This is a genomic window from Sediminivirga luteola, from assembly GCF_014639315.1.
Lineage (GTDB): Bacteria > Actinomycetota > Actinomycetes > Actinomycetales > Brevibacteriaceae > Sediminivirga > Sediminivirga luteola.
Map to the genome: position 1 here is coordinate 119,277 of NZ_BMFY01000003.1, position 24,797 is coordinate 144,073.

22 protein-coding genes are annotated in these 24,797 nt (G+C 70.8%); 18 read left to right on the forward strand and 4 right to left on the reverse strand.

What is annotated here, in order from left to right:
• Positions 1-8 precede the first annotated feature (8 nt).
• Positions 9-938, forward strand: coding sequence for a helix-turn-helix transcriptional regulator (locus tag IEW13_RS03980; RefSeq protein WP_188549643.1), 930 nt, complete (start codon positions 9-11; stop codon positions 936-938).
• A gap of 97 nt (positions 939-1,035) precedes the next feature.
• Here IEW13_RS03980 and IEW13_RS03985 read toward each other — a convergent pair whose 3' ends face one another.
• From IEW13_RS03985 to IEW13_RS03995, 3 genes are all read right to left on the reverse strand, one after another.
• Positions 1,036-2,334, reverse strand: a complete 1,299-nt coding sequence (locus tag IEW13_RS03985; protein ID WP_188549644.1) for a hypothetical protein — start codon at positions 2,332-2,334, stop codon at positions 1,036-1,038.
• Between the two features lie 370 nt (positions 2,335-2,704).
• Positions 2,705-3,700, reverse strand: a complete 996-nt coding sequence (gene gap, locus IEW13_RS03990) for a type I glyceraldehyde-3-phosphate dehydrogenase (RefSeq protein WP_188549645.1) — start codon at positions 3,698-3,700, stop codon at positions 2,705-2,707.
• 358 nt (positions 3,701-4,058) lie between these two features.
• Positions 4,059-5,015 carry a GlxA family transcriptional regulator gene (locus tag IEW13_RS03995; RefSeq protein ID WP_188549646.1) on the reverse strand — a complete coding sequence of 319 codons (957 nt, stop codon included), beginning with the start codon at positions 5,013-5,015 and terminating at the stop codon, positions 4,059-4,061.
• 204 nt (positions 5,016-5,219) lie between these two features.
• Between IEW13_RS03995 and IEW13_RS04000 the strand changes: the two genes are divergently transcribed.
• Positions 5,220-6,227 (forward strand): iron-siderophore ABC transporter substrate-binding protein, encoded by a 1,008-nt coding sequence (locus tag IEW13_RS04000; RefSeq protein ID WP_188549647.1) that lies wholly within the window; start codon positions 5,220-5,222, stop codon positions 6,225-6,227.
• Position 6,228: 1 nt separating this feature from the next.
• On the opposite strand, the gene IEW13_RS04005 is transcribed toward IEW13_RS04000, so the two are convergent.
• A complete protein-coding gene (locus IEW13_RS04005) occupies positions 6,229-6,909 on the reverse strand; it encodes a histidine phosphatase family protein (protein WP_188549648.1) in 681 nt (226 codons plus the stop codon).
• 72 nt (positions 6,910-6,981) lie between these two features.
• Between IEW13_RS04005 and argS the strand changes: the two genes are divergently transcribed.
• The 16 genes from argS to atpA all read left to right on the forward strand — a co-directional run bounded on the left by argS (position 6,982) and on the right by atpA (position 24,794).
• Entirely contained in the window at positions 6,982-8,625 is a 1,644-nt protein-coding gene (gene argS / locus IEW13_RS04010) for an arginine--tRNA ligase (RefSeq protein WP_188549649.1), read from the forward strand.
• Complete coding sequence (lysA, locus tag IEW13_RS04015; RefSeq protein WP_188549650.1) at positions 8,625-10,058, forward strand: diaminopimelate decarboxylase; 1,434 nt, start codon at positions 8,625-8,627, stop codon at positions 10,056-10,058. The genes argS and lysA overlap by 1 nt, the downstream gene beginning before the upstream one ends.
• Before the next feature lie 15 nt (positions 10,059-10,073).
• Positions 10,074-11,390: a homoserine dehydrogenase gene (locus IEW13_RS04020; protein ID WP_188549651.1), complete on the forward strand. Its 1,317-nt coding sequence runs from the start codon at positions 10,074-10,076 to the stop codon at positions 11,388-11,390.
• Positions 11,387-12,463, forward strand: a complete 1,077-nt coding sequence (thrC, locus tag IEW13_RS04025; protein ID WP_188549652.1) for a threonine synthase — start codon at positions 11,387-11,389, stop codon at positions 12,461-12,463. Before IEW13_RS04020 ends, thrC begins: the two co-directional genes overlap by 4 nt.
• Positions 12,464-12,466: 3 nt before the next feature.
• The gene (thrB, locus tag IEW13_RS04030; RefSeq protein ID WP_188549653.1) at positions 12,467-13,417 is read left to right on the forward strand and encodes a homoserine kinase; all 951 of its coding nucleotides are present in this window, start codon (positions 12,467-12,469) and stop codon (positions 13,415-13,417) included.
• Positions 13,418-13,700: 283 nt separating this feature from the next.
• On the forward strand, positions 13,701-15,722 hold the full coding sequence (rho, locus tag IEW13_RS04035; protein WP_188549654.1) for a transcription termination factor Rho: 2,022 nt from the start codon (positions 13,701-13,703) through the stop codon (positions 15,720-15,722).
• Positions 15,723-15,833: 111 nt separating this feature from the next.
• Positions 15,834-16,949 carry a peptide chain release factor 1 gene (gene prfA, locus IEW13_RS04040; RefSeq protein ID WP_188549655.1) on the forward strand — a complete coding sequence of 372 codons (1,116 nt, stop codon included), beginning with the start codon at positions 15,834-15,836 and terminating at the stop codon, positions 16,947-16,949.
• Positions 16,949-17,959, forward strand: a complete 1,011-nt coding sequence (gene prmC, locus IEW13_RS04045) for a peptide chain release factor N(5)-glutamine methyltransferase (RefSeq protein ID WP_188549656.1) — start codon at positions 16,949-16,951, stop codon at positions 17,957-17,959. The genes prfA and prmC overlap by 1 nt, the downstream gene beginning before the upstream one ends.
• On the forward strand, positions 17,952-18,623 hold the full coding sequence (locus tag IEW13_RS04050) for an L-threonylcarbamoyladenylate synthase (protein ID WP_188549657.1): 672 nt from the start codon (positions 17,952-17,954) through the stop codon (positions 18,621-18,623). The genes prmC and IEW13_RS04050 overlap by 8 nt, the downstream gene beginning before the upstream one ends.
• 4 nt (positions 18,624-18,627) lie before the next feature.
• Positions 18,628-19,686, forward strand: a complete 1,059-nt coding sequence (locus tag IEW13_RS04055) for an MraY family glycosyltransferase (RefSeq protein WP_229744921.1) — start codon at positions 18,628-18,630, stop codon at positions 19,684-19,686.
• 51 nt (positions 19,687-19,737) lie between these two features.
• Complete coding sequence (locus IEW13_RS04060; RefSeq protein ID WP_188549658.1) at positions 19,738-20,163, forward strand: Cg1360 family ATP-synthase-associated protein; 426 nt, start codon at positions 19,738-19,740, stop codon at positions 20,161-20,163.
• Positions 20,164-20,499: 336 nt separating this feature from the next.
• Entirely contained in the window at positions 20,500-21,324 is an 825-nt protein-coding gene (gene atpB / locus IEW13_RS04065; RefSeq protein WP_373283542.1) for a F0F1 ATP synthase subunit A, read from the forward strand.
• A gap of 84 nt (positions 21,325-21,408) precedes the next feature.
• The gene (atpE, locus tag IEW13_RS04070) at positions 21,409-21,648 is read left to right on the forward strand and encodes a F0F1 ATP synthase subunit C (protein WP_188549659.1); all 240 of its coding nucleotides are present in this window, start codon (positions 21,409-21,411) and stop codon (positions 21,646-21,648) included.
• Positions 21,649-21,667: 19 nt separating this feature from the next.
• The gene (locus IEW13_RS04075; protein ID WP_188549660.1) at positions 21,668-22,234 is read left to right on the forward strand and encodes a F0F1 ATP synthase subunit B; all 567 of its coding nucleotides are present in this window, start codon (positions 21,668-21,670) and stop codon (positions 22,232-22,234) included.
• Positions 22,235-22,241: 7 nt separating this feature from the next.
• Positions 22,242-23,051 carry a F0F1 ATP synthase subunit delta gene (locus tag IEW13_RS04080; RefSeq protein WP_188549661.1) on the forward strand — a complete coding sequence of 270 codons (810 nt, stop codon included), beginning with the start codon at positions 22,242-22,244 and terminating at the stop codon, positions 23,049-23,051.
• Positions 23,052-23,165: 114 nt separating this feature from the next.
• Positions 23,166-24,794, forward strand: coding sequence for a F0F1 ATP synthase subunit alpha (gene atpA / locus IEW13_RS04085; protein ID WP_188549662.1), 1,629 nt, complete (start codon positions 23,166-23,168; stop codon positions 24,792-24,794).
• Positions 24,795-24,797: the final 3 nt, after the last annotated feature.

Consider the following 24,797-nt stretch of genomic DNA (forward strand, 5'->3'; position numbering starts at 1 on the left):
CATCGCGGATGAACGACAAGGACAGCGTACGGGACTTCCTGATGAGCCGCCGGGCGCGCGTGCGGCCGGAAGAGGCGGGATTCCCCCGCCCCGGGCGCTCCCGCAGGGTACCGGGCCTGCGGCGTGAGGAGGTCGCGGTCCGGGCCGGAGTGAGCGTGGAGTACTACACCCGCTTGGAGCGCGGGCACATCGCCGGCGCCTCCGACGCCGTGCTCAACGCACTGGCCCGAGCGCTGCGACTGAGCGAGGCCGAGCGGGTCCACCTGTTTGACCTGGCCGGCCGGGCGCCGGCTCCTCTCACCGCGAGCGCTTCGGTCCCGGAGCGAGTACGGGAGTCCGTGCAGCGCCTGCTCGACGGCATGGACTCCGCTGCCGTCGTGGAGAACCACAGGGCTGACATCATCGCCACCAACGCGATCGGCAGGCTGCTCTACTCCCCGCAACTGGAGATGGACGGCAGACCCAACTCGGTGCGCTTCGCCTTCCTGGACCCCAGGGCCGAGGAGTACTTCGTCGAGTGGGCGGATATCCGGCGCATGTGCGCGGCGTCGCTGCGCATGGCCGCCGGCAGCAATCCGCTGGATGAAAAGCTCACCGCGCTCATCGGCGAGCTGTCCATTCGCAGCCCGCTGTTCCGTCAGGAATGGGCGGGCCACCACGTCCACATCCACCAGACCGGCATCAAGCGCTTCCGCCATCCGGAGGTCGGCCGGCTGGACCTGCAGTTCGACGTCCTGGAGATGCCCGGTGAGCCCGGACTGAAGATCGTCACCTATCACGTGGCTGAGAACAACCCGACTGAGCAGAACTGGCGGCTCCTCGCCTCTCTTGCGCTCACGAAGGAGAGGGGCCAGGAAGGGCACGGGCCGGGCCAGCGCGGGACCGGCCCGGCGCCGGTGCCTGCCCGGTGGCCGGAGGAAGCAGGAGCAGACGGCTGAAACCGCGGTCGTCACGGGGAGGCCGCGCGGCTGCACGTGTGAACCGGTGATCGACCCAATGAACTTCTGGGCGGCTGGGAACTGAGCGGCGTCCGGCTCAGTCCGCGCGGTGGAGCGCGGGACCGCGACGGGCGCGGTGGACGTTCCCCTCGGAGTCGGCTTTCGGCTCCGGCAGCACGGGCCAGCGTTTCAGGAGCGCGTTGCGCAGCTCGTGGTTTTTGCCGCTGGACGCCGCGTTCCATCCGAACGCCGCCACCAGCGCGGCGAGCGAGGCAGCCAGCGTGATGCCGGCGACCGGGCGCAGATCGGCGAAGATGGTCTCGGCGTCGGAGTAGAGGTTGCTCAGATCGCTGATGACCCCACTGCCGAGGACGAGGATCGCGGCCCCGACGGTCGTGCCCGCCCCCGCAAGTCCGGACAGGGCCTGCGCGGCCGCGACGGCATGGCGTTCGGCGTGCCGCCCCAGGAGATCCTCGTCCGGCCGGGCGGCCGAGGGGTCGGCGAGCGCCTGTTGGAGGGATGCCTGTTCCCGGCGCTGGACGGCGCCCTCGACGAGTGTGCCGGCAAGCGCGGCTGCGACGGCCAGCGTCAGGCAGATCGCGAAGCCCCACAGCCCCACGTCGATGAGGCGCTCGACATCGGCCCCGTAGGTGGCGCGGGTACCGGCCCGGCCGCCGGGCCATCGTTCGGCGTCGGGGTGCGTCACTGCAAGCAGCGCGTGCAGCAGCATGAACGCCAGCGCGGCGAGACCGCCGCCGGCGTAACTCAGCAGCGCGCCAAGACCCGGGCGGTGGGCCGGACTGCTCCGGACGGTCTCGTGCGCGGCATCCCAGGCGGCCTGTTCGTCCTCGGTGCGCCAGTGGGCGGCGATCGCCTCGCGGCCGGCCTCGTGCGCGGGGCGGACCGTGTGCAGGACGGACCGGGCGAGCCAGCCGATGCCGGCCAGGTAGGCCACGCCGACGCCGAAGACGATCCATCCTGACACGAAGGGCTCGTCGTAGGTGAGCGTGAAGATCCCCAGGAAGATCACCAGGAAGCCGCCGATGATCAGGTTGATGAGGGCGAAACCCGTGAACGAGCCGAAGGCCTTGCGCACAGTCGCCTCGACTTGCTGCGGATGCGGCACGGCATTCCTGGGCGCGCCTGCCGCTGCCGCGGCGGCCAGCGCACGCGAGGTCGCGACCTCCTTGACTCCCCGGGCCAGGACGACGGCGAGCCAGCCCAGATAGGCGCCGCCCAGGGCAAGGCCGACGCCGACCCTGCTGAGCTGGTCCACGGCGCTGGACAGTACGGGATGGCTCAGCAGGCCCTCTTCGGCGAGGAGACCGGCGGCGAAAGCAAGCACAGTTGCCGCACCGACCCCGGCCAGGAAGGGGATCAGTGTGCGAATCGTCATACCGGCAAGCTCACCGACAAAGCCGGTCGGGTAATCGTGCCAATGTGCGGTGCTCCTGGGCGCCTGCGAGCCTGTCGCAGGCGCATCCGTCGCGGAGGAACCGGCTGTCGGCAGATCTGCTGCCGGCGTGCCAGCTGCCGGAGTGTCAGGGCTCCGGGGGCCGACCGTCGCGGGTGCCGGAGGGGTGGACGGCGGGGATCCGGGCGTTCGCGACGCCGAGGCGAGCGGGCGTGCGTCCGCATCCGCGGCGGGGGAGCCGGAAGAGCCCGGCCGGCCCGTCTCATCGGGCCCGCCGGGCTCGTGGCTCCCAGGGGGAGAAGCGCTCATGACGGCTACTGTAGCCGCACCTGAGCGGGGGTGCGCTTGACGATCAGGAGGCGAGCAGCTCCAGGGTGTCGATCACGCGGTTGGAGAAGCCCCACTCGTTGTCGTACCAGGCGACGACCTTGATGTGGCGTCCGTCGACGCGGGTGAGCGCGGAGTCGAAGATGGACGAGTGCGGATTGCCGACGATGTCGGAGGAGACCAAGGCGTCCTCGGAGTACTCCAGGATACCCTTCAGACGTCTCTCGGCGGCCTCACGGTAGGCGGCCAGCACCTCGTCGACCGTGACGTCACGCGAGACCGTGGTGTTCAGCTCGACGATCGAGCCGACCGGCACCGGCACGCGGATCGAGTCGCCGTTCAGCTTGCCGTCCAGCTGGGGCAGCACCAGGCCGATGGCCTTAGCGGCACCGGTCGTGGTGGGCACGATGTTCTCCGCCGCGGCGCGCGCCCGGCGCGGATCGCGGTGCGGGCCGTCCTGCAGGTTCTGCTCCTGAGTGTAAGCGTGCACCGTGGTCATGAAGCCGTGCTCGATGCCGGCCAGATCGTCCAGCACGGACGCCAGCGGCGCCAGCGCATTGGTGGTACAGGACGCATTGGAGACGATGGTGTGGGACTGGGCGTCGTAGGCCTCGGTGTTCACGCCGTAGGCGAGGGTGACGTCCGCACCGGAGGACGGTGCGCTGACCAGGACCTTCTTGGCGCCAGCGGTCAAGTGGGCGCGGGCGGCCTCAGCGGAGGTGAACCGGCCGGTGGACTCCAGGACGATGTCGACGCCCAGCTCCGCCCAGGGGAGCTTTTCCGGCTCGCGCTCGGCGGTCACGGCGATGCGGCGGCCGTCGACGATGAGGGCGTCCGACTCCGCCTGTACCGGGCGGCCGAGCCGTCCGGCGGTGGTGTCGAAGGCCAGCAGGCGTGCCAGCGCGGCGGGGTCCGTCAGGTCGTTGACGGCCACCAGCTCCAGGGAGCTGTCCCGCTCCAGCAGGGCGCGCAGCACATTGCGGCCGATCCGGCCGAATCCGTTGATCGCGATGCGAGTCAAGGCGTGTCCTCTCTCATGCGTATCTCATGCGTATCGGGTCACTACCAGGGTGGCGCCGCCGATGGAGGAGAGACAGTGGCCGTAACGCCATCGTTCGAAAGGATCTCGCCAAGGCGCCGCGCGCAGCCGCGCCGATGTGAAACGCCTCACCTCGCGGCGTGTGAAGCGGCCCGTTCGTCCCGAAAAACACCATCGTGTTGCCAGGACACCACCGTCTACGGTGTCGTTCTGGCAACACGGTGGTGTCTGGCGAATCCGGGCTCTCTGCCGGAGGGTGCGCCCGTTTCGGTTCCAGCGCCGCGCCGCAGTGCGTTGAACGAGGACGAGCGATGGCCGCACCGGCCCGCGCTCTCTGACCTCAGCCGTGCTGCGAGAAGGTGTGCCGGTACTCCCGCGGCGTGGTCCCCAGGATCTGCTGGAAGTGGCGGCGCAGATTGGCCGCCGTGCCCAGGCCGACATCGGCGGCGATCTGCTCGATGCTGCGCTCCGAGCGCTCCAGCAGTTCCCTGGCCACATCGATGCGCGCGCGCAGGATCCACTGCATGGGCGTGTACCCGGTCTCCTCGACGAAACGCCGGGAGAAGGTGCGCGGGGAGACCGCGGCGTGCTCGGCCAGGTCCTCCAGGGTGAGCGGCTCGCCCAGGTGCAGGAGGGCCCACTCACGGGTGGCGGCGAACCGCTCGCCCAGCGGTTCGGGCACGCTGCGCGGCAGGTACTGGGCCTGCCCGCCGCTGCGGTACGGGGCGGCCACCAGGCGGCGGGCGGCATGGTTCGACGCTGCCACGCCCAGATCGCGCCGCAGGATGTGCAGACACAGGTCCAGCCCCGAGGCCGCGCCGGCGGAGGTGAGCACCTGCCCCTCGTCCACGAAGAGCACGTTCTCGTCCACCAGGATCTGCGGGTGGCGGGCGCGCAGCGCGCGGGAGTAGTGCCAGTGCGTGGTGGCACGGCGCCCGTCGAGCAGGCCCGTGGCGGCCAGTGCGAAGGCGCCGGTGGAGATGGCCGCCAGCCTGGCGCCGCCCCGGTGCGCGTCCAATAGCGCCGTCACGACCGCGGCGGGCGGTTCCTCCCGGTCGGGAAACCGGTAGCCCGGGATGAAGACGGTCTGGGCCCAGGACAGTGCGTCCAGGCCGTGCGCCACATGGTACGAGAGCCCGTCGGCGCCCGAGACCAGGCCCGGCTGGGCGGCGCAGACCCGCACCTCGTAGGGCATGCTGGCGCGGGTGGTGAAGACCTGCGCGGGAATGCCCACATCGAGGGGCTTGGCGCCTTCGAGTACCAGGACGGCGACGCGCCGCAGAGGAGAGCCGGACACCCTCGAAAGTGTAGTCCGCGCGGGCGATCCGCCCCTCCGGAATCCGAGTGCGGGAGGAGGTCTGCCCGCAGCCGCCGCGCTTGAGCCGACGCTTTAGGTGAGGCTACACTTCCACGGGGTCGCGAGGACGCGGCTCACGATCAGGCGCCCCGGGCCCCGGGGCTGACGAAAGGCTCACGACCCGTGACCGTACAGAGGACCCGCATGCTCCGTCTCCTGCGTTCCGGTGCTGCGCTGAGCGCCGCAGCGCTGCTGCTGACCGGATGCCAGTCCGCCTCCCCGGAGGAGGAGACATCCGCGGGCGGCGACTTCGAGCCCGTCGAGATCGAGCATGCCCTGGGTACCGCCACGATCACGGAGGAACCCGAGCGGATCGTCACCCTCGGGCAGGGTTCCACCGAGACCGCGATCGCGCTGGGGACCATCCCGGTGGGCATGGAGGAGTACCCCTGGGGCAGCGACGAGACCGGGTACATGCCCTGGATCCACGAGGCCGTCACGGAAGCGGGCGGCGAGCTGCCGGAGCAGTTCACCGGCGCGGAGGAACTCGATGCCGAGGCGATCGCCGCGCTCGACCCCGACCTCATCCTGGCGCCCTGGTCCGGCCTGACGCAGGAGCAGTACGACGCCATCTCCCAGATCGCGCCCACGGTCGCCTACCCGGAACTGCCCTGGACGATCACCTGGGAGGAGCAGATCACCACGATCGGCGCCGCGATGGGGCAGGACGAGGAGGCCGCGGGGCTCATCGAGGACATCGAGGCGCAGTTCGCCGCCGCCTCCCGGCCGGAGTACGAGGGCATCACGTTCTCCTTCATCTACACCACCGGCCCGGGCACGCTCGGCGTCTTCATGCCGACCGAGCAGCGGGTGGCGATGGTCTCCGCGCTGGGCCTGACGGTTGATCCCGTGGCGGAGACCCTGGAGGAGACCGAGGGCACCGATTCGGCGCTGCTGAGCCTGGAGAACGCCGATGTCCTGGCCGACTCGGACCTCATCTTCACCTTCTACTCCGACCCCGGCACCCGCCAGGAGATCGAATCGCAGGCCGCCTACGCGGCCATCCCGGCCATCGCGCGCGGCTCGGTCGTCGCCCCGGAGGATCAGCCGTTCGTCACGGGCTCGTCCATGATCAATCCGCTCACCGTGCCGTGGGCGCTCGAACGCTACGTCCCGATGATCGACGAGGCCATCGACAAGCTCGACGACTGATTCAGCGGGGCGCCTGCACCTCGTCGGAGGCGTGCCGCCCCAGCTCCTCGACCTCCCAGGTGCCGGCGCCGAAGTGGCGCAGGGTGGTGAGGGAGACATTGCGCACCGGGGGCAGTGAATAGGGATCGGCCTGGAGCAGGTACTCGGCGATCACGCGGATCACCGCGCCGTGCGTCACCGCCCCGACGGCGCCTCCCGGGTGGGCCGCGGCCAGGCGCTCCAGCGCCGCCAGGGCGCGCACCCGCACCTCGTGATCGGCCTCCTGCCCTTCGACCAGACCCGGCCCGAAGGCCTCGCCGCGTTCCGCCCAGGTCATGCCCTCGGCCAGCCCGAAGCTCCGTTCGCGCAGCTCCGGCACCCGCGCGGCGACCTCCAGGCCGAGTTCCCGGCCGATCAGATCCGCGGTGACGGCGGCGCGCATCAGCGGCGAGGAGTACAGCACCTCGAACGGCGGCGCAGGCTGGGCGGCGAGGGCACGCCCGGTCAGCGCCGCCTGCGCCCGGCCGTCGGCGTTGAGAGGGATGTCCGAGGCGCCCTGCAGGCGGCCCAGGACGTTCCAGTCGGTTTCCCCGTGCCGGATCAGCACGATCCGGGTGGGTCCGGATGGCGAGGGCGCCGCCGCGCCGGGCGAGGGAACTGCCGGAGGAGAGACGTCGTCATGTTGCGGGTCGTGGATGTGCATGCTCCCATTGTCCCGTGATTGTCCTGTGAGACAGATTCGCCCCCTCGCGGGCGTGCCAGTAACCTTGGGACAGTGACCCCTGAAGACCTGAAACACGCCATTCGTGCCGCCCTGGAGGCCGCCCACGCGAGCGGCCGCATCGGCGTCCCCGCCCCGGAGACCATCACCGTCGAACGGCCTAAGAACCGCGATCACGGTGACTGGTCCAGCAACATCGCCCTGCAGCTGGCCAAGCCCGCCGGGATGCCGCCGCGGGACCTGGCCGGGATGCTGGCGGAGGAGCTGCGCGCGCACGAGGGCATCGAGGCCGTCGAGATCGCCGGGCCGGGCTTCCTGAACATCACCTTCGCCTCCGGCGCGGCCGGGGCGCTGGCGACCGCGATCGTGGAGGCCGGTGCCGGGTACGGCCGCGGCGACGCCCTCAACGGGCACGTCATCAACCTGGAGTTCGTCTCCGCGAATCCGACCGGGCCGCTGCACCTGGGTCACACCCGCTGGGCAGCGCTCGGCGACGCCATCGCCCGGGTGCTGCGGGCGGCTGGCGCCGAGGTCACCAGCGAGTACTACATCAACGACGCCGGCTCCCAGATGGACGTCTTCGCCGCGTCCGTGCTGGCCAGCCTGCGTGGCGAGCCCACCCCGGAGGGCGGTTACCCGGGCGCCTACATCGACGAGCTCGCCGCCCGCGTGCGCCAGGAGCGCCCAGAGGCAGCGGACCTGCCGTACGAGGAGGCCCTCCCGGTGGTCCGGGAGATCGCCTACACCGGCCAGATGGAGGACATCCGCGCCACGCTGGAGCGGTTCGGGGTGTCCTTCGACGTGTGGTTCTCCGAGCGCGAGCTGCACGAGACCGGTGCGGTGGAGCAGGCCGTGGCCCGGCTGCGCGAGCAGGGGCACGTCTACGACTCCGGCGGCGCGGTGTGGCTGCGCACCACGGACTTCGGCGATGACAAGGACCGGGTGCTCATCCGCGCCGACGGGAACCCGACCTACTTCGCCGCCGACGCCGCCTACTACCTGAGCAAGCGGGATCGTGGCTTCCCCGAGAAGATCTACCTGCTGGGCGCGGACCACCACGGCTACGTGGGCCGGCTCAAGGCCATCGCCGCCTGCGCCGGCGACGATCCGGACGTCAATATCGAGATCCTCATCGGCCAGCTCATCAAGGTCAACGGGGCCCGGTTGTCCAAGCGCGCCGGGAACATCATTGAGCTGGCCGATCTGATCGACTGGCTCGGCGCCGACGCCGTGCGCTACTCCCTGGCCCGCACTCCCGCGGACTCCCCGCTCACCCTGGAGCCGGAGGTGCTGCGCAGCCGCAGCAACGACAATCCCGTCTACTACGTGCAGTACGCCCACGCCCGGACCTGCGGCGTGGCCAGGAATGCCGCCGACGCGGGGGTCGACACTGCCGGCGGCGTCCAGGCAGAGCTCCTGGAACACCCCAGCGAGGCGCTGTTGCTGGCGGCGCTTGCGGACTACCCGCGGGTCGTCGCGCAGGCCGCTGAGCTGCGCGAGCCGCATCGCGTGGCGCGGTACCTGGAGTCCCTGGCCGGGCTGTTCCACAAGTGGTACGACTCCTGCCGCGTGACGCCCCAGGGCGACGCCCCCGTCGAGCCCGTGCACCGGGCACGCCTGCAGCTCAACCGCGCCACCGGCCAGGTGCTCGCCAACGGCCTGGGCCTGCTGGGCGTGAGCGCGCCGGAGCGGATGTGATGGCCGGGCACGTCGCGGGCCCGCTGCACAGCGCTCCCTCACCGGTGTGGCTGCCCTATCCGGAGGACGTCAACGCCCTCCTGCCGCAGTTGTGGTCCCGGAACATCACCCGCGGGACGGACGGGGCGCTGCGGGTGGCCGGGCACTCGGTGAACGATCTGGCCCGTGACTACGGCACGCCGACGTTCGTGCTGGACGTCGACGACTTCCGCTCCCGGGCCCGGGAGTTCCGCACCGCCTTTGAGAAGGCCTTCGCGGCGGCCGGCACTCAGGCGCGCAGCTACTACGCCGGCAAGGCGTTCCTGTGCACTCAGGTGGCCCGGTGGGCGCTTCAGGACGGCCTGGGACTGGACGTCTGCTCGCTCGGCGAGCTCCTGGTGGCCCAGCGCGCCGGGGTGCCGGGGGAGCGGATGACGATGCACGGCAACAACAAATCTCCGCAAGAACTGAGTGCCGCGCTCGACCACGGCGTGAACCAGATCGTGGTGGACTCGCTCGACGAGATCGGCCGGCTCTCCGCCCTCGCCGCCCAGAAGGGCGTCACGGCGCCGGTCGTGATCCGGGTGACCGTCGGCGTGGAGGCCCACACCCACGACTTCATCGCCACCGCCCACGAGGACCAGAAGTTCGGTTTCTCCCTCGCCTCCGGGGCGGCCCGCGAAGCCGCCGAGCGGGTGCACCGGGACCCGCACCTGAACCTGCTGGGCCTGCACAGCCACATCGGCTCGCAGATCTTCGACGCGAGCGCCTTCGAGGTGGCCGCCGCCCGGCTGATGGGCCTGCGCGCCGAACTGCGCCGCGATCTGGGCGCCGGCTGCGAAGAGCTGATCCTCGGCGGCGGCTTCGGAATCTCCTACACCTCCCAGGACACCCCGCAGCCGGTGGACGAACTCGCCGCGGGCATGGCCCGGGCCGTGGTCCGCGCCTGTGAGGACCTGGGCGATCCGCTGCCGCGCACGGTGTCCTTCGAGCCCGGGCGCTCGCTCATCGGCCCGGCCATGTTCACGCTGTACACGGTCGGCACCGTCAAGCCGGTCGAGACCGGCCACGGCGAGCGGCTCTACGTCGCCGTGGACGGCGGGATGAGCGACAACCCCCGCACGGCGCTCTACGACGCCGACTACTCCTGCACCGTCGCCGGGCGCGCCTCGGGCGCGGAGCCGCGGGTCACTCGGGTGGTCGGCATGCACTGTGAGAGCGGCGACATCATCGTGCGCGACGAGTACGCCCCGGCCGACATCGCCGCCGGGGATCTCCTCGCGGTCCCCGGCACGGGCGCCTACTGCCGCCCGCTCGCCTCGAACTACAACCACGTGCCCAGGCCCGGCGTACTCGCCGTGACCGCCGATGCCATCGGCTGGATCGTCCGGCCCGAGACCCATGAGGACCTGCTGTCCACCGATGTGGCGGAGAGCTGGAACGAACGAGGATGAAGGAGTAGGACTACCATGACGCAACCGTTGCGCGTGGCGCTGCTGGGCTGCGGCGTCGTCGGCTCGGAGGTCGCCCGTCAGCTGCTCGGCCGGCCGGAGGAGTTCGCGGCCCGCACCGGGGCCTCGCTGGAGCTGTCCGGCATCGCCGTGCGCAGCCTGGACCGTGAGCGTCCGGGAATTCCCGCCGGGCTGCTGACCACGGACGCCCGGGCGCTCGTCGCCGACGCCGACATCGTCGTCGAGGTGATGGGCGGCATCGAGCCTGCCCGTTCGCTGATCCTGTCGGCGCTGGAGTCCGGCGCCTCGGTCGTGACCGCCAATAAGGCGCTGCTGGCGCAGCACGGCACCGAGCTGATCAAAGCCGCCCACGACGCCGGGGTCCGGCTGGAGTACGAGGCCGCGGTGGCCGGCGCGATCCCCATCGTCCGGCCGCTCGACGACTCCCTTGCCGGTGATCGCGTCACCCGCATCCTCGGCATCGTCAACGGCACCACCAACTTCATCCTGGACAAGATGGACGCCGAGGGCAGCGCCTTCGACGAGGTCCTCGCCGAAGCCCAGGAGCTCGGCTACGCGGAGGCCGATCCCACCGCCGACGTCGACGGGCACGACGCCGCCGCCAAGGCCGCCATCCTTTCCTCCCTGGCGTTCCACACCCCGGTGCAGCTGGACGATGTGCACGTCGAGGGCATCCGGGACGTCTCCCCGCAGTCGGTGGAACTTGCCCGAGAACAGGGCTATGTCATCAAGCTGCTGGCCATCTGCGAGCGGGTGGCCGCCGATGACGCGGCGGGCATGGAACCAGGCGTCTCGGCACGCGTGTACCCGGCGCTGATCCCGCGCGGCCACGCCCTTGCTGCGGTGCGCGGCGCCTACAACGCGGTGTTCGTGCAGGCCGAGCAGGCCGGCAGCCTGATGTTCTACGGCCAGGGAGCCGGGGGAGCGCCCACCTCCTCGGCGATCCTCGGCGACATCGTCTCCGTCGCCCGCCGGCGGGTGCTCGGCGGCCGCGGCAAGTACTCCCCGGCGACCGGCAGGCTCCGGATCGTGCCGCTGGACGAGATCCCCACGCAGTATCACGTCACGCTCGACGTAGCAGACAAGTCCGGCGTGCTCAGCAGAGTCACCGAGGTCTTCGCGGCCCGCGGCGTGTCAATCGAGTCCGTGCGGCAGACCGTCAGCGAGCAGGAGGCCGCCGAAGGGCGCGCCACCCTGGTGATCTCCACCCACCGCAGCGTGGAGTCCGCCCTCGCCGGCACCGTCGGCGATCTGAAGGACCTGGACGTCGTCAACGACATCCGGGCGACGCTCAGGATCGAAGGAGCAGCATGACCCAGGCGAGCCGGCTCTGGCGCGGTGTGATCGAGGAATACCGCGACCTCCTCCCGGTCAGCGAGTCCACCCCCGTCGTCACCCTGGGGGAGGGCGGCACCCCGCTCATCCCCGCCCCGGTGCTGTCCGAGCTCACCGGAGCGCGCGTCTTCGTGAAGTACGAGGGCATGAACCCCACCGGTTCCTTCAAGGACCGCGGCATGACGATGGCAATCTCCCGGGCCGCGGAACAGGGCGCCAAGGCGGTCATCTGCGCCTCCACGGGGAACACCTCCGCCTCCGCTGCGGCCTACGCCACCCGGGCGGGCCTGACCTGCGCGGTGCTGGTGCCGGACGGACGGATCGCGATGGGCAAACTGGCCCAGGCCGTCGCCCACGGCGCCACCATCCTGGCGGTGGACGGGAACTTCGACGACTGCCTCCAGCTGTGCCGCAAGCTCTCCGAGTCGTACCCGGTGCACCTGGTGAACTCCGTCAACCCCGACCGGATCGAGGGGCAGAAGACCGCGGCCTTCGAGGTGGCCGACGTCCTCGGCGACGCGCCGGACGTGCATGTGCTGCCGGTCGGCAACGCCGGGAACATCACGGCCTACTGGAAGGGCTACCGGGAGTACCGCGAGGCCGGCCGCACCACCAGGCTGCCGGCGATGTGGGGCTTCCAGGCGGAAGGCGCCGCGCCGATCGTGGCCGGTCACCCGGTGACCGAGCCGGAGACGGTGGCCACCGCCATCCGCATCGGCAATCCCGCCTCCTGGAAGCAGGCGGAAGCCGCCCGCGACGACTCCGGCGGCCTGATCGACGCGGTGAGCGACCGTGAGATCCTCGAAGCGCAGCGTCTCCTGTCCTCGCGCGAGGGCGTCTTCGTTGAGCCTGGCTCGGCGGCTTCCGTCGCCGGGCTGCTCAAGCGCGCCGGGGACCTGCCGGCGGGCGCCACCGTCGCGGTGACCGTCACCGGCCACGGCCTGAAGGACCCGCAGTGGGGCGCGCAGCTCCCCGACGGCTCGGCCGTGGAACCGGTCCGGGTGCCGGTGGATGCGGTCAGCGCGGCCAGGCAGCTGGGCCTGGAGGACTGACGCGTGCCGGTGACCGCTGGCGCGGGACTCCCCGCCGGCACGGTGGTGGAGGTCTCCGTCCCCGCCACGAGTGCGAACCTGGGACCCGGCTATGACAGCTTCGGGCTGGCCATCGACATCCGGGACACCCTGCGGCTGACCGTCACGGACCGGCAGGAGGCCGAGTTCGTCGCCGTGAGCGGCGAGGACGCGGCGCAGATTCCGCGGGACGAACGGCATCTGATCGCCCGGGCCATCAGGAAGGCGCTGCCGGAGTTCGGCCTGGACCCCGCCCTGCCCCTGCGGCTGGAGTGCCGCAACCTGATCCCGCATTCACGCGGGCTCGGCTCCTCGGCCAGCGCCGTGGTGGCCGGGGTCGCCGCGGCCGGTGCGCTCGCCAAGGCCGCCGGCACCGCGGAACCCTGCGACGAGGACTTCCTGCAGCTCGCCTGCGCCTGGGAGGGGCATCCGGACAACGCCGCGCCCGCCATCTACGGCGGCGTCACGCTCAGCTGGATGTCCGGGCCCCGCGCCCGGACGGCGTGCCTGGCGGCGCATCCCGACCTGGAGCTGGCCCAGCTGGTCCCCGCCACGCGGCTGGACACCGCCGTCGCCCGGGAACTGCTGCCGGCCACGGTGCCGCACGCCGACGCGGCCGCGAACTCCGCGCGCGCGGGTCTGCTGGTGCACGCCCTGACGCGTGAGCCCGCGCTGCTGCTGGAGGCCACCGCGGACCTGCTGCATCAGGAGTACCGCCGCCCGGCGATGCCCGAGACGCTCGGCCTGGTAGACCGGCTGCGCCAGGCGGGGATCGCCGCCACGGTCTCCGGTGCGGGGCCGACCGTCCTGGTACTGGGCACCGGGGGGCTGGCCGCGGCCGTGGAAAGCATTCTCGGCGCGCAGGAGGTTTTCGCCCTGCACCGTGGACGGCTCGCCGCGGAGGGTGTCACGGCCGAGGTGACGAGGATGCTATAGTGGAGTCGTCTCCATCCGAACCGGTCCGTCATGCACGGCCTGGACGGGCGTGATCGGCGCGCGACTGCGCTTTCCAAACGGGCGCGGGCGTCCAGTCGTCCCGAGGATCGGAGCCCCTGAGACTCCAGCACGAACTCCCTGCGGAGCCTGCTGATCTCTTCGATTTTCCACACCGGTTCCGGGTGCGTATCCACGTGTTCCGGACTGTCCATTGCGGCTTCCACCACAGTATCGACTGTGCGGTCTTGACGCCGAGCCGCCAAACGAGGGGGAAGGATCCTTCGTGACTGAATCCACCACGACTTCCGAACAGCCTGCTGTGCGTTCCGGGAGCCTGACCGCCCTGCGGCTTCCCCAGCTGCAGCAGATCGCCGGCGATCTCGGCCTCAAGGGCGTTCGCCGGATGCGCAAGGGCGAGCTCATCGAGGCCATCCAGGCCGCCCAGAGCAACGGTTCCGGCCGCGGCGCCCAGTCCGGCCAGACCCAGGGCAAGCAGAACAACCAGAGCGCCCCGGCACCGTCCGCCGCGCCCGAGGCGCCCGCCGCCGAGCAGGCCCCCGAGGCCGCGCAGCGCGAGCAGAAGACCGAGGAGGGCGGCCGCGCCCCGCGCCGCCAGCGGGCCCCGCGCAAGTCCGCCACTGATGTATCAGCGGCGGTGGCGACTCAGGCCCCCGCTGCCGAGCAGGCTCCGGCCGCCGGCACGCTGGACCAGCCCGGCACCGACTCCGCGGTCCAGACCGACAGCGCCACCCCGGCCGCGCAGGGGCAGCAGCCCGAGGCTCGGGACAACCGCGAGAACCAGGGCAGGGGCAACGGCGGTAACGAGCGCCGGGACCGCCAGCGCGGGGACAATCGTGACAACCGTTCGGGCGATCGCCAGGACGGGCGCGGCAACGACCGCCAGAGGGACGGCGGCCGCGACAACCGCGATGGCGACCGTCAGAACGGCGGCCGTGACAACCGGGACAACCGTGACGGGAGCAAGGACACCCGCGAGGATCGCTCTGGCGAGCAGCAGGGCCAGCGCGGCGGTGACAACCGCGACAACCGTGGCGATGACCGTGACGACCGCCGCGGCGGCCGCGGGCGCCGCGACCGCAAGCGCCGTGGCCGCGGCCGCGAGACCGAGGACGAGCCGCGCGCCGGCGAAGTGCTCATCCCGGTGGCCGGCATCCTGGACGTGCACGACAACTACGCATTCCTGCGCACCTCCGGATACCTTCCCGGCCCCAATGACGTGTACGTCTCCATGGGCCAGATCAAGAAGAACGGCCTGCGCAAGGGCGATGCCATCACCGGTGCCGTACGGCAGCCGCGCGAGGACGAGAAGCCGGGCAAGCGGGAGAAGTTCAACGCCCTGGTGCGCCTGGACACCGTCAACGGCCTGCCCGCCTCCGAATCCGGCCGCCGGGTGGAGTTCGGCAAGCTGACGCCGCTCTACCCCCAGGAGCGGCTGCGCCTGGAGAGCGCTCCGGAACTGCTGGCGCCGCGCATCATCGACCTGGTCTCGCCCATCGGCAAGGGCCAGCGCGGTCTGGTCGTCGCCCCGCCCAAGGCGGGCAAGACGACGGTGCTGCAGCAGATCGCCAACGCCATCACCACGAACAACCCTGAGGTCCACCTCATGGTGGTGCTCGTCGACGAGCGCCCCGAGGAGGTCACGGACATGCAGCGCACGGTGAAGGGCGAGGTCATCGCCTCGACCTTCGACCGTCCCGCCGACGACCACACCTCCGTGGCCGAACTGGCCATCGAGCGCGCCAAGCGGCTCGTGGAGATGGGCTCGGACGTCGTGGTGCTGCTGGACTCCATCACCCGCCTCGGACGCGCCTACAACCTGGCGCAGCCGGCCTCGGGACGCATCCTCTCCGGCGGCGTGGACGCCAATGCGCTCTACCCGCCCAAGCGGTTCTTCGGCGCGGCCCGGAACATCGAGGGCGGCGGTTCGCTGACCATCCTCGCCACCGCGCTGGTGGAGACCGGATCCAAGATGGACGAGGTCATCTTCGAGGAGTTCAAGGGCACCGGCAACATGGAGCTGCGGCTCTCGCGCCACCTCGCTGACAAGCGGATCTACCCGGCCGTCGACGTGAACGCCTCGGGCACCCGCCGCGAGGAGAACCTCATGAGCGGCGAGGAGACGAAGGTCATGTGGAAGCTCCGCCGGGTGCTCTCCGGCCTGGAGCAGCAGCAGGCGATCGAGCTCCTGCTGGGCAAGCTGAAGGACACCGGCTCCAACGCTGAGTTCCTGATGCAGGTGCAGAAGACGACGCCGCTGCCCAAGTCGGCCGCCGACGAGCACTAGCGAAGCACGTACACGCGCATCCGCCCCGTGGCCTTTCCCAGGCTGCCGGGCGGGTGCGCGTGTCTCGTTGTGAGCGTGTAGCCGCCGTCCGCCGAAGGAGCCTTGAACACGATGTCATCCCAGCCGTCCCCGCAGGAGTTCGCAGCGGTCAAGCCGCTGCTGGACGAACATCTCCGCGTGCAGGAGGAGCTCAGCGATCCCGAGGTGCACGCCAAGCCAGGCCTGGCCCGTAAGCTCGGTCGGCGCTACGCCGAGCTGAACGCGATCGTCGCCGGGTACCGGCGCTGGGAGCAAGCCGCGGCCGATCTCGCCGATGCCCGCGAGCTGGCCGCCGAGGATCCGGCGTTCGCGGAGGAAGCGGCGCGCCTGGAGACCGAGGTGGCGCAGTCCGCCGGTGAACTGCGCGAACTCCTCGTCCCGCGCGACCCCGACGACGGCCGGGACGTCATCCTGGAGATCAAGGCGGGCGAGGGCGGCGACGAATCGGCGCTGTTCGCCGGTGACCTGTACCGGATGTACGTCCGGTACGCCGAGTCCCGGGGCTGGCGCACCGAGCTGGTGGACGCCACGCCGAGCGATCTGGGCGGCTGGCGGGATGTCTCGCTCGCGATCTCCAGCTCCAGCACCGAGCCGGGACAGGGCGTCTGGGGGCGGCTGAAGTTCGAGGGCGGGGTGCACCGGGTCCAGCGCGTGCCCGTCACCGAGTCCCAGGGGCGCATCCACACCTCCGCCGCCGGCGTGCTGGTGTTCCCCGAGGTGGAGGTGCCCGAGGAGGTCGACATCTCCCCGAACGACCTGCGCATCGACGTCTACCGCTCCTCCGGGCCCGGCGGCCAGTCGGTGAACACCACGGATTCGGCCGTGCGCATCACCCACCTGCCCACCGGGATCGTGGCCAGCTGCCAGAACGAGAAGTCCCAGCTGCAGAACCGGGAGCAGGCCATGCGGATCCTCCGGGCGCGTCTGCTGGCGCGGCAGCAGGAGGAGGCCGAGGCCGAGGCCAGCGCCCACCGGAAGTCGCAGATCCGCACCGTGGACCGGTCCGAGCGGATCCGCACCTACAACTTCCCGGAGAACCGGATCGTGGATCACCGGACCGGCTACAAGGCCTACAACCTGGACGCGGTCCTCGACGGCGATCTGGAACCGGTGATCGAGTCCTGCCTGCGCGCCGACCAGCAGGCCAGGCTGGACGAGGCCACGGATCCCGCCACCCCGGGGGCGTGATGACCGGCTACGACGCCGTGCTCGCCGAGGCCGCGCGCCGGCTCGCGGAGGCTGGTCTGCCGAGCCCCCGCGCCGATGCGGAACTCCTCGCCGCGCACGCCGCCGGCGTGGAGCGCGGTGCCGTGCGCCGCGCCGCGCTGATGGCCGAGCCCATGCCGGGGGAGGTGCGCCGTCGCTTCGAGGAGCTGGTGGACGAGCGCCGCGCCCGCATCCCGCTCCAGCACCTGACCGGCACGGCCGCCTTCCGCACGCTGACCGTCGAGGTGGGCCCCGGCGTCTTCGTGCCGCGGCCGGAGACCGAGCTGATCGTGGACCTGGTCGCGAGTCTGAGCCCGGAGGCGAGGCGGATCGTCGATCTGTGCGCCGGCTCTGCCGCGTTGACCATCTCCCTGGCCGCCGAACTTCCCGGCACCGAGGTCTACGGGGTGGAGCTCAGCGAGCAGGCGCTCGCCTGGGCGCGCCGGAACGCCGCGGCCAACGCCGGCAGGATCGGCGCGGCCGGGTCGAGTCTGCACCTGCTTGCCGGTGACGCGCTCACGCAGGACCACCCCGGCAGCCCGCTGCGCACGGCCCTTGCCGGGGCCCAGGCGGATGCGGTGGTGAGCAATCCCCCCTACATCGCCGAAGGACAGGAGCCGCTCGATCCCGAGGTCCGGGACCATGATCCGGAGCTGGCGCTCTACGGCGGCGGTGAGGACGGGCTGCGCATCCCGGCCGGCGTCACGCGCGCCGCTGCGGCGCTGCTGGTCCCCGGCGGCGTGTTCATCTGCGAACATGGAAGCGGCCAGGGTGCCGCGATGCGGGTGCTGCTGGGCCGTCACGGCTTCACCGGCATCACCACGCACCAGGATCTGGCCGGCCGCGACCGTTTCACCGCCGGCCGTAGCGCTCCGGGCGCGTCGCACCCGAGCGCTCTCAGGACCCGCCGGGCCGGTGCCGGTGTGCCGACGGCCCGGCCGGCAGGGCAAGGGCAGAACCAGCAAGGAAGAAGGACGCCGTCGCATGAGTGAGGAACGCGGAGAGATCTACGACTGCACGAGCGAGAACGTGCGCAACCTGGTTCTCGAGGAGGCGGCGCGCACGCTCGCTGACGGTGAGCTGGTCGTGATGCCCACCGATACGGTGTACGGCGTCGCCGCCGATGCCTTCTCTCCCCGCGCCGTCCAGGACCTGCTGGCGGCCAAGGGCCGGGGCCGGGAGATGCCCCCGCCCGTCCTGATCGCCCGTCCCGCCGCCTTGGACGGGCTCGCCGCGGATGTGCATCCCCAGGCGCGTGCGCTGGCCGAGGAGTTCTGGCCCGGCGCGCTCACGCTCATCCTGACCGCCCAGCCCTCGCTCGACTGGGACCTGGGGGAGACCCACGGGACCGTCGCCCTGCGGATGCCCGATCATCCCATCGCACTGCAGCTGCTCGAGCGCACCGGGCCGCTGGCGGTCAGCAGCGCAAACCGCACCGGCATGCCGGCCGCGCTCGAGGCCGCCGCCGCGCAGGACATGCTCGGCGGAGCGGTCGCGGTGTACCTCGACGCCGGCCGCGCGCCCGGGGGAGAGGCCTCCACCATCGTCGACACCACCGTCAGCCCATTCCGGGTGGTCCGCCAGGGCGCCCTGCCGCTGGAACGGCTGCGCCAGGTGGTGCCCGATCTGGCCGCCGATGAAGGCGGAGCCGGCTAGAGACGTGCGCACCTATCTGCTCGTCCTGCTCGTCGCCGCGGCGGTGGCGTACCTGATGACGCCCATGGTCCGGCGGGTGGCCGAACGGGCGCTGATCTTCGCCCCGCTGCGGGAACGGGACGTGCACTCGGTGCCGACGCCGCGGCTGGGCGGCGTCGCGATCATGGGCGGCGTGCTGATGGCGTTCCTGGTGGCGAGCCAGACGCCGCTGCTGAGCGCGGTCTTCGCCGATCCGGCGCCGGTGTACGGCATCCTCGGGGCGGGCCTGCTGCTGTGCATCCTCGGCGTGATCGACGACATCTGGGACCTGACCTGGTTCACCAAGCTCGCCGGGCAGGTGCTGGCGGCGGGCATCATGGCCGTCAGCGGCGTGGCGCTGCTGAGCATCCCGCTGGGCGGCGTCATCGTCGGCTCCCAGCGGATGTCGATCGGCCTGACCATCCTGGTAGTCGTCGTGACGATCAACGCGGTCAACTTCGTCGACGGCCTGGACGGGCTGGCCGCCGGCACCGTCGCGATCGGCGGGACCGCGTTCTTCGTGTACAGCTACTGGCTGGTGCAGGACGCCTCCCCGGACTCCTACGCGAACCTCGCCACCCTGGTGACCGCCGCGCTCGTGGGCGCGTGCCTGGGGTTCCTGCCGCACAATTTCAACCCCGCGCGGATCTTCATGGGCGACTCCGGCTCGATGCTGATCGGGCTGCTGCTGGCCGCCTCCACCATCCGGGTGACCGGGCAGGTCGATCCGGCGCTGCTGAGCGACAGCCGCGTGGTGCCCACGCTGCTGCCGATCCTGTTGCCGATCGCGATCGTGCTGCTGCCGCTGGCGGATCTGGTGCTCGCGATCATCCGCCGCCTGATGGCCGGGAAGTCCCCGTTCTCCGCCGACGCCAAGCATCTGCACCACCGGATGCTGGCGCTGGGACATTCGCACGCGCGCGCCGTGCTGATCATGTACTGCTGGGTGGCGGTGATCGCATTCTCCAGCCTCGCGCTGCTGCGCTGGCCGGGGAGGCAGTCCTGCTCATGCTGCTCATCGGGCTGGGCACCACCCTGGTCCTGACGTTCTACCCGCTGGCACGCCGCTGGTGGTCGAGGAAGGAGCTGACGACACGTGACTGAGGCCGATGCTGAATGGAGGCGGCTCTGGCGGCGCATCCTGCTGACCGGGGTGGCGCTGATCGCCGCGGTGGCGGGGCTGGGCGCCCTCATCGGGTACTTCGTCGCCGGGCTGCCCGGGGTGTGGGGCGCGCTCGTCGGCGGTGGCCTGACCGCGGCCTTCGTCGGGATCTCCGCGGCTGTGATGTACCTCGGCAGGAACTGGTCGGTGACGATGCTCGCCGGCGGGCTCGGCCTGGGATTCGCCCTGAAGGTCCTGCTGTTCATGCTGGTGGTGCCCAGGCTCGCGGCGCAGGAGACGATCTACGGGCCGGTCGCGTTCTTCACCATCGTGGCCGCCGTGATCGGCTCGACCGCGCTGGAGGCGATGATGTTCCAGAAGGCCCGGATCCCCTATGTGGACCCCGATGCCGGACGCTGATCCGCTCCTGGTCCCGTCATCGGGGAGAGCCTGGGCGGGCGCGCACCCGCACGCCGGCGAGGGGCCGTGCCCGCAGCCGCCGGCACCGGCCGCCCGCCGGCGGTTTGTGAGGCTGTTCGACGCTTGGTAGAGTGACCGTTGGCGATTGTGATGTTGTTCGCAGCTAGCTCGCTGGGGAGCGCCAGGATCGACGCTGCCGGCTCCAGCCGGCAACCGCGACCGGCTCGCCCGCCGCGACGACGCCGACGTCGCCCACTGATCGCTGTTTGCCGGACCGCCGGAGCCCACACCGCAGACCTTGCGCTGTGGTAGGGCCAGGCCCGACTATGGGAGAGTATGCACATCGTGGACGTCGTGACCGCGGCCGGAACCATCGCCCTCGCAGCCGAAGGCAGCGCGTTCCACCCGCCGTCGATGAAGGACTTCTTCCCGCCGGCCATCTGGTTCGAAGGCACCCCGTTCGAGGTCAACCGCATCGTCCTGATCCGGTTCCTGGCCATCGGCCTGCTCCTGGGCTTCTTCGCCCTCGTGATCCGCAAGCTCGCCGTGGTGCCCTCCCGGGGGCAGTCCGTCGCCGAGATGCTCCTGGACTTCGTCCGGGTGAACATCGTCGAGGAGTCGATGGGCAAGGAGAAGGCCAAGCGCTTCCTGCCGCTCATCACGACCATCTTCTTCCTGGTCCTCTCGCTCAACCTGATGGGCTTCATCCCCGGCATCAACATGGCCGGCACCGCCACCATCGCCGTGCCGCTGCTGCTGGCCCTGATCGTCTACGTCACCTATCACGCCGCGGGCGTGCAGGCGCAGGGACTGGGCCACTACGTGAAGAACCAGATCGTGCTGCCGGGCGTGCCCTGGCCGCTGCACATCATCCTGATCCCGATCGAGTTCCTCACCAAGTTCGTGATCCAGCCGGCCACGCTGACGCTGCGTCTGACCATCAACATGATGGTCGGCCACCTGCTTCTGGTGCTGTGCTTCGCCGCCACCTGGTTCTTCTTCTTCGACGCCTCCGTCGGTTTCAAGGCGTTCGGCTTCCTCACCCTCTTCGGCGGGATCTTCATGACACTGCTGAAGACCCTGGTCGCATTCCTGCAGGCCTACATCTTCGCGCTGCTCGCCTCCATCTACATCAACCAGGCGATGGCCGAAGAGCACTGATCCCACCACCCGCAGCCACACCAATGTGACGGGCCCACCACAAGCACCAGGGTCCGCACCCGTCAAGGAAGGAAACCACACACAGTGGACGCTCTCGCAGAACTCACCGGCACCGTCAACATCGAAGGCAGCATCGCGACCATCGGTTACGGTATCGCCGCCATCGGCCCCGGTATCGGCGTCGGCATCGTCGTCGGCAAGACCCTCGAGTCGACCGCCCGCCAGCCGGAGCTCGCCAACCAGCTCCGCGGCACCATGTTCATCGGTATCGCGCTGATCGAGGTCCTGGCCCTGATCGGCATCGCGACGCCGTTCTTCGTGTGATCCAAAGGAACTGACTCTTATGACTTCGGTGCACATCGCCGCCGGCGGCGACGATATCTCGGGCGCAGACCTGTTCTTCCCGCCGCTTTACGACATCGTGTGGAGCGCGGTCGTCATCGCGATCGTCTTCTTCGCGTTCTGGAAGTGGATCCTGCCGTCGTTCAAGCGGGTGCTCGACGAGCGTGCGGAGAAGATCCAGGGCGGCATCGAGAAGGCCGAGCGCGTCCAGGCCGAGGCCGATGCCGCGCTTGCCGAGTATCAGCAGCAGCTCGCCGAAGGCCGGGCCGAGGCGGCCAGGCTCCGCGCCGAGGCGCAGGAGGAAGGCAAGCAGATCATCGCCGAGCTCAAGGCCCAGGCCAACGCCGAGGCCGAGCGGATCACCCAGGCAGCCCACGCGCAGATCGAGGCCGAACGCCAGCAGGCACTCGTCTCGCTGCGGCAGGATGTCGGGGAGCTCGCCACCGAGCTGGCCTCGCGGATCGTGGGCGAGACCCTCGCCGACGACGCCCGTGCCGCCGCTGTCGTCGACCGTTTCATCGCCGATCTGGAGGCCTCGCAGGCTTCCGGCGCGGCTGCGAAGGAGTAATCGTAAGATGCGTGGAGCGAGCAGAGAGTCCCTGGCCCAGCTCCTTCAGGAGCTGAAGCCCAAGCTGGAGGGACCCGGCGCAGCCGAGACGGGGGAGCAGCTGCTCGACGCCGTCTCGGTGCTGGACTCCTCGGCACCGCTGCGCCGCTCGCTCGCCGACACCGCGGTGGCGGCGGAGGCCAAGACCTCGCTGCTCGACGGCCTCTTCGGCTCGCGTCTGGGGGCGGAGGCCCTCGGCGTGCTCCAGGCCGTGGCGGCCAAGCGTTGGGCCAGCGCCCAGGAGTTCGTCAGCGGCGCGGAGCACCTTGCCGTGACCGCCCTGGCGAGCGCGGCCCGCGAGGCGGGGAGGCTCGCGGACACCGAGGCCCAGCTGTTCGGCTTCGGCGCGACGGTAACGGGGTCCCACGAGTTGCAGCGCGCTTTCGCCAGCCACGACGCCCCGGCGACGGCCAAGCGGGAACTGGCGCACTCGCTCGTGGCCGGGAAGGTCTCCCCGGAGGCCGCCATCCTGATCGGCCAGGCGGCGGCGCATCCGCGCGGCCGCCGGGTGACCCAGGCGCTGGAGGACTACGCGGGGATCGTGGCGTCGCTGCAGTCCCGTGAGGTCGCCGAGGTGACCGTGGCCGCAGCCCTGAGCGCGGAACAGGAACAGCAGCTCGCCGCACGCCTGGCCGGCGTGTTCGGACGGGAGCTCGTCCTCAACGTGAGCGTCGATCCGGGCGTGCTCGGCGGCGTCCGGGTCCGCGTCGGTGACGAGGTCATCGACGACACGGTGGCCGGCCGGCTCACCGCGGTCCGGCGGAAGATCGCCGGCTAGGAGCATCAGCCCGGGGCGGCCGGGCACCCACGTACAGCAGTCTTCAAACGGTCTTTTTCGGTCGTACGTCGGCGAGGATCGCGACGCGAGAGTGAAGGAATCAGAGGAACCACGATGACGGAACTGACAATCCGCCCGGACGAGATCCGGGACGCGCTCGGCAAGTTCGTCGAGTCGTACACCCCCACGAGCGGTGAGCGCACCGAGGTCGGCAAGGTCGTCGAGGCCGGCGACGGCATCGCCCGCGTCTCGGGCCTGCCGGGCACGATGGCCAACGAGCTGCTGCGCTTCGAGGACGGCACGCTGGGTCTGGCGCTGAACCTGGAGGAGCGGGAGATCGGCGTCATCGTCCTCGGCGACTTCTCCGGCATCGCCGAGGAGCAGGACGTGTACCGCACCGGCGATGTGCTCTCGGTGCCCGTCGGCGACGGTTACCTCGGCCGGGTCGTGGACCCGCTGGGCAGCCCGATCGACGGCCTGGGCGACATCAGCACGGAGGGCCGCCGCGAGCTCGAGCTCCAGGCCGCCGGCGTGATGGCGCGCCAGGAGGTCCGCGAGCCGCTGCAGACCGGCCTGAAGGCCATCGACGCGATGATCCCGATCGGCCGCGGCCAGCGTCAGCTGATCATCGGCGACCGCAAGACGGGCAAGACCGCCATCGCGATCGACACCATCATCAACCAGAAGGCCAACTGGGAGTCCGGCGACCCGAAGAAGCAGGTCCGCTGCATCTACGTGGCCATCGGCCAGAAGGGCTCCACCATCGCGGAGGTGCGCCGCTCCCTGGAGGAGGCCGGCGCCCTGGAGTACACCACGATCGTCGCCGCTCCGGCATCCGACCCGGCCGGCTTCAAGTACCTGGCGCCGTACGCCGGCTCCGCCATCGGCCAGCACTGGATGTACCAGGGCAAGCACGTCCTGATCGTCTTCGACGACCTGTCCAAGCAGGCCGAGGCCTACCGTGCCGTGTCGCTGCTGCTGCGTCGCCCGCCGGGCCGCGAGGCCTACCCGGGTGACGTGTTCTACCTGCACTCCCGGCTGCTGGAACGCTGCGCCAAGCTGCACGACGACCTCGGCGGCGGCTCGATGACCGGCCTGCCGATCATCGAGACCAAGGCGAACGACGTCGGCGCGTTCATCCCGACCAACGTCATCTCCATCACCGACGGTCAGATCTTCCTGCAGTCGGACCTGTTCAACGCGAACCAGCGCCCGGCTGTGGACGTCGGCGTCTCGGTGTCCCGCGTCGGCGGTGCCGCGCAGACCAAGGCGCTTAAGGGCGTCTCGGGCACGCTGAAGCTGAGCCTGGCCCAATACCGCTCGCTGGAGGCGTTCGCCATGTTCGCCTCCGACCTGGACGACGCCACCAAGCGGCAGCTGAACCGTGGCGCGCGCCTGACCGAGCTGCTCAAGCAGGGTCAGTACTCGCCGATGCCGTTCGAGAAGCAGACCGTCTCGGTGTGGGCCGGCTCCAACGGCTATCTGGACGAGGTCCCGGTGGGCGACGTGCTGCGCTTCGAGGCGGAGCTGCACGATTACCTGGAGCGGAAGACCGATGTGCTGAGCACCATCGCCGGCACCCAGAAGCTCGAGGACGAGACCGTCCAGAAGCTGGAGTCCGCGATCAAGGAGTTCAGCGCAGGCTTCCAGACCTCCGAGGGCAAGACGCTCGGCAGCGAGCAGTTCGACGCCGCGGAAGAGGAAGAGGTCCACCAGGAGCAGATCGTCCGCCAGAAGCGCTGACGG

What these genes read in the sequence shown, in the direction of transcription:
- IEW13_RS03980 (WP_188549643.1), top strand. Translation starts at nt 9, where the DNA reads ATGAACGACAAGGACAGCGTACGGGACTTCCTGATGAGCCGCCGGGCG.
- IEW13_RS03985 (WP_188549644.1), bottom strand. Translation starts at nt 2,334, where the DNA reads ATGACGATTCGCACACTGATCCCCTTCCTGGCCGGGGTCGGTGCGGCA.
- IEW13_RS04000 (WP_188549647.1), top strand. Translation starts at nt 5,220, where the DNA reads ATGCTCCGTCTCCTGCGTTCCGGTGCTGCGCTGAGCGCCGCAGCGCTG.
- IEW13_RS04005 (WP_188549648.1), bottom strand. Translation starts at nt 6,909, where the DNA reads ATGCACATCCACGACCCGCAACATGACGACGTCTCTCCTCCGGCAGTT.
- lysA (WP_188549650.1), top strand. Translation starts at nt 8,625, where the DNA reads ATGGCCGGGCACGTCGCGGGCCCGCTGCACAGCGCTCCCTCACCGGTG.
- IEW13_RS04020 (WP_188549651.1), top strand. Translation starts at nt 10,074, where the DNA reads ATGACGCAACCGTTGCGCGTGGCGCTGCTGGGCTGCGGCGTCGTCGGC.
- thrC (WP_188549652.1), top strand. Translation starts at nt 11,387, where the DNA reads ATGACCCAGGCGAGCCGGCTCTGGCGCGGTGTGATCGAGGAATACCGC.
- prfA (WP_188549655.1), top strand. Translation starts at nt 15,834, where the DNA reads ATGTCATCCCAGCCGTCCCCGCAGGAGTTCGCAGCGGTCAAGCCGCTG.
- prmC (WP_188549656.1), top strand. Translation starts at nt 16,949, where the DNA reads ATGACCGGCTACGACGCCGTGCTCGCCGAGGCCGCGCGCCGGCTCGCG.
- IEW13_RS04050 (WP_188549657.1), top strand. Translation starts at nt 17,952, where the DNA reads ATGAGTGAGGAACGCGGAGAGATCTACGACTGCACGAGCGAGAACGTG.
- atpB (WP_373283542.1), top strand. Translation starts at nt 20,500, where the DNA reads ATGCACATCGTGGACGTCGTGACCGCGGCCGGAACCATCGCCCTCGCA.
- IEW13_RS04075 (WP_188549660.1), top strand. Translation starts at nt 21,668, where the DNA reads ATGACTTCGGTGCACATCGCCGCCGGCGGCGACGATATCTCGGGCGCA.
- IEW13_RS04080 (WP_188549661.1), top strand. Translation starts at nt 22,242, where the DNA reads ATGCGTGGAGCGAGCAGAGAGTCCCTGGCCCAGCTCCTTCAGGAGCTG.
- atpA (WP_188549662.1), top strand. Translation starts at nt 23,166, where the DNA reads ATGACGGAACTGACAATCCGCCCGGACGAGATCCGGGACGCGCTCGGC.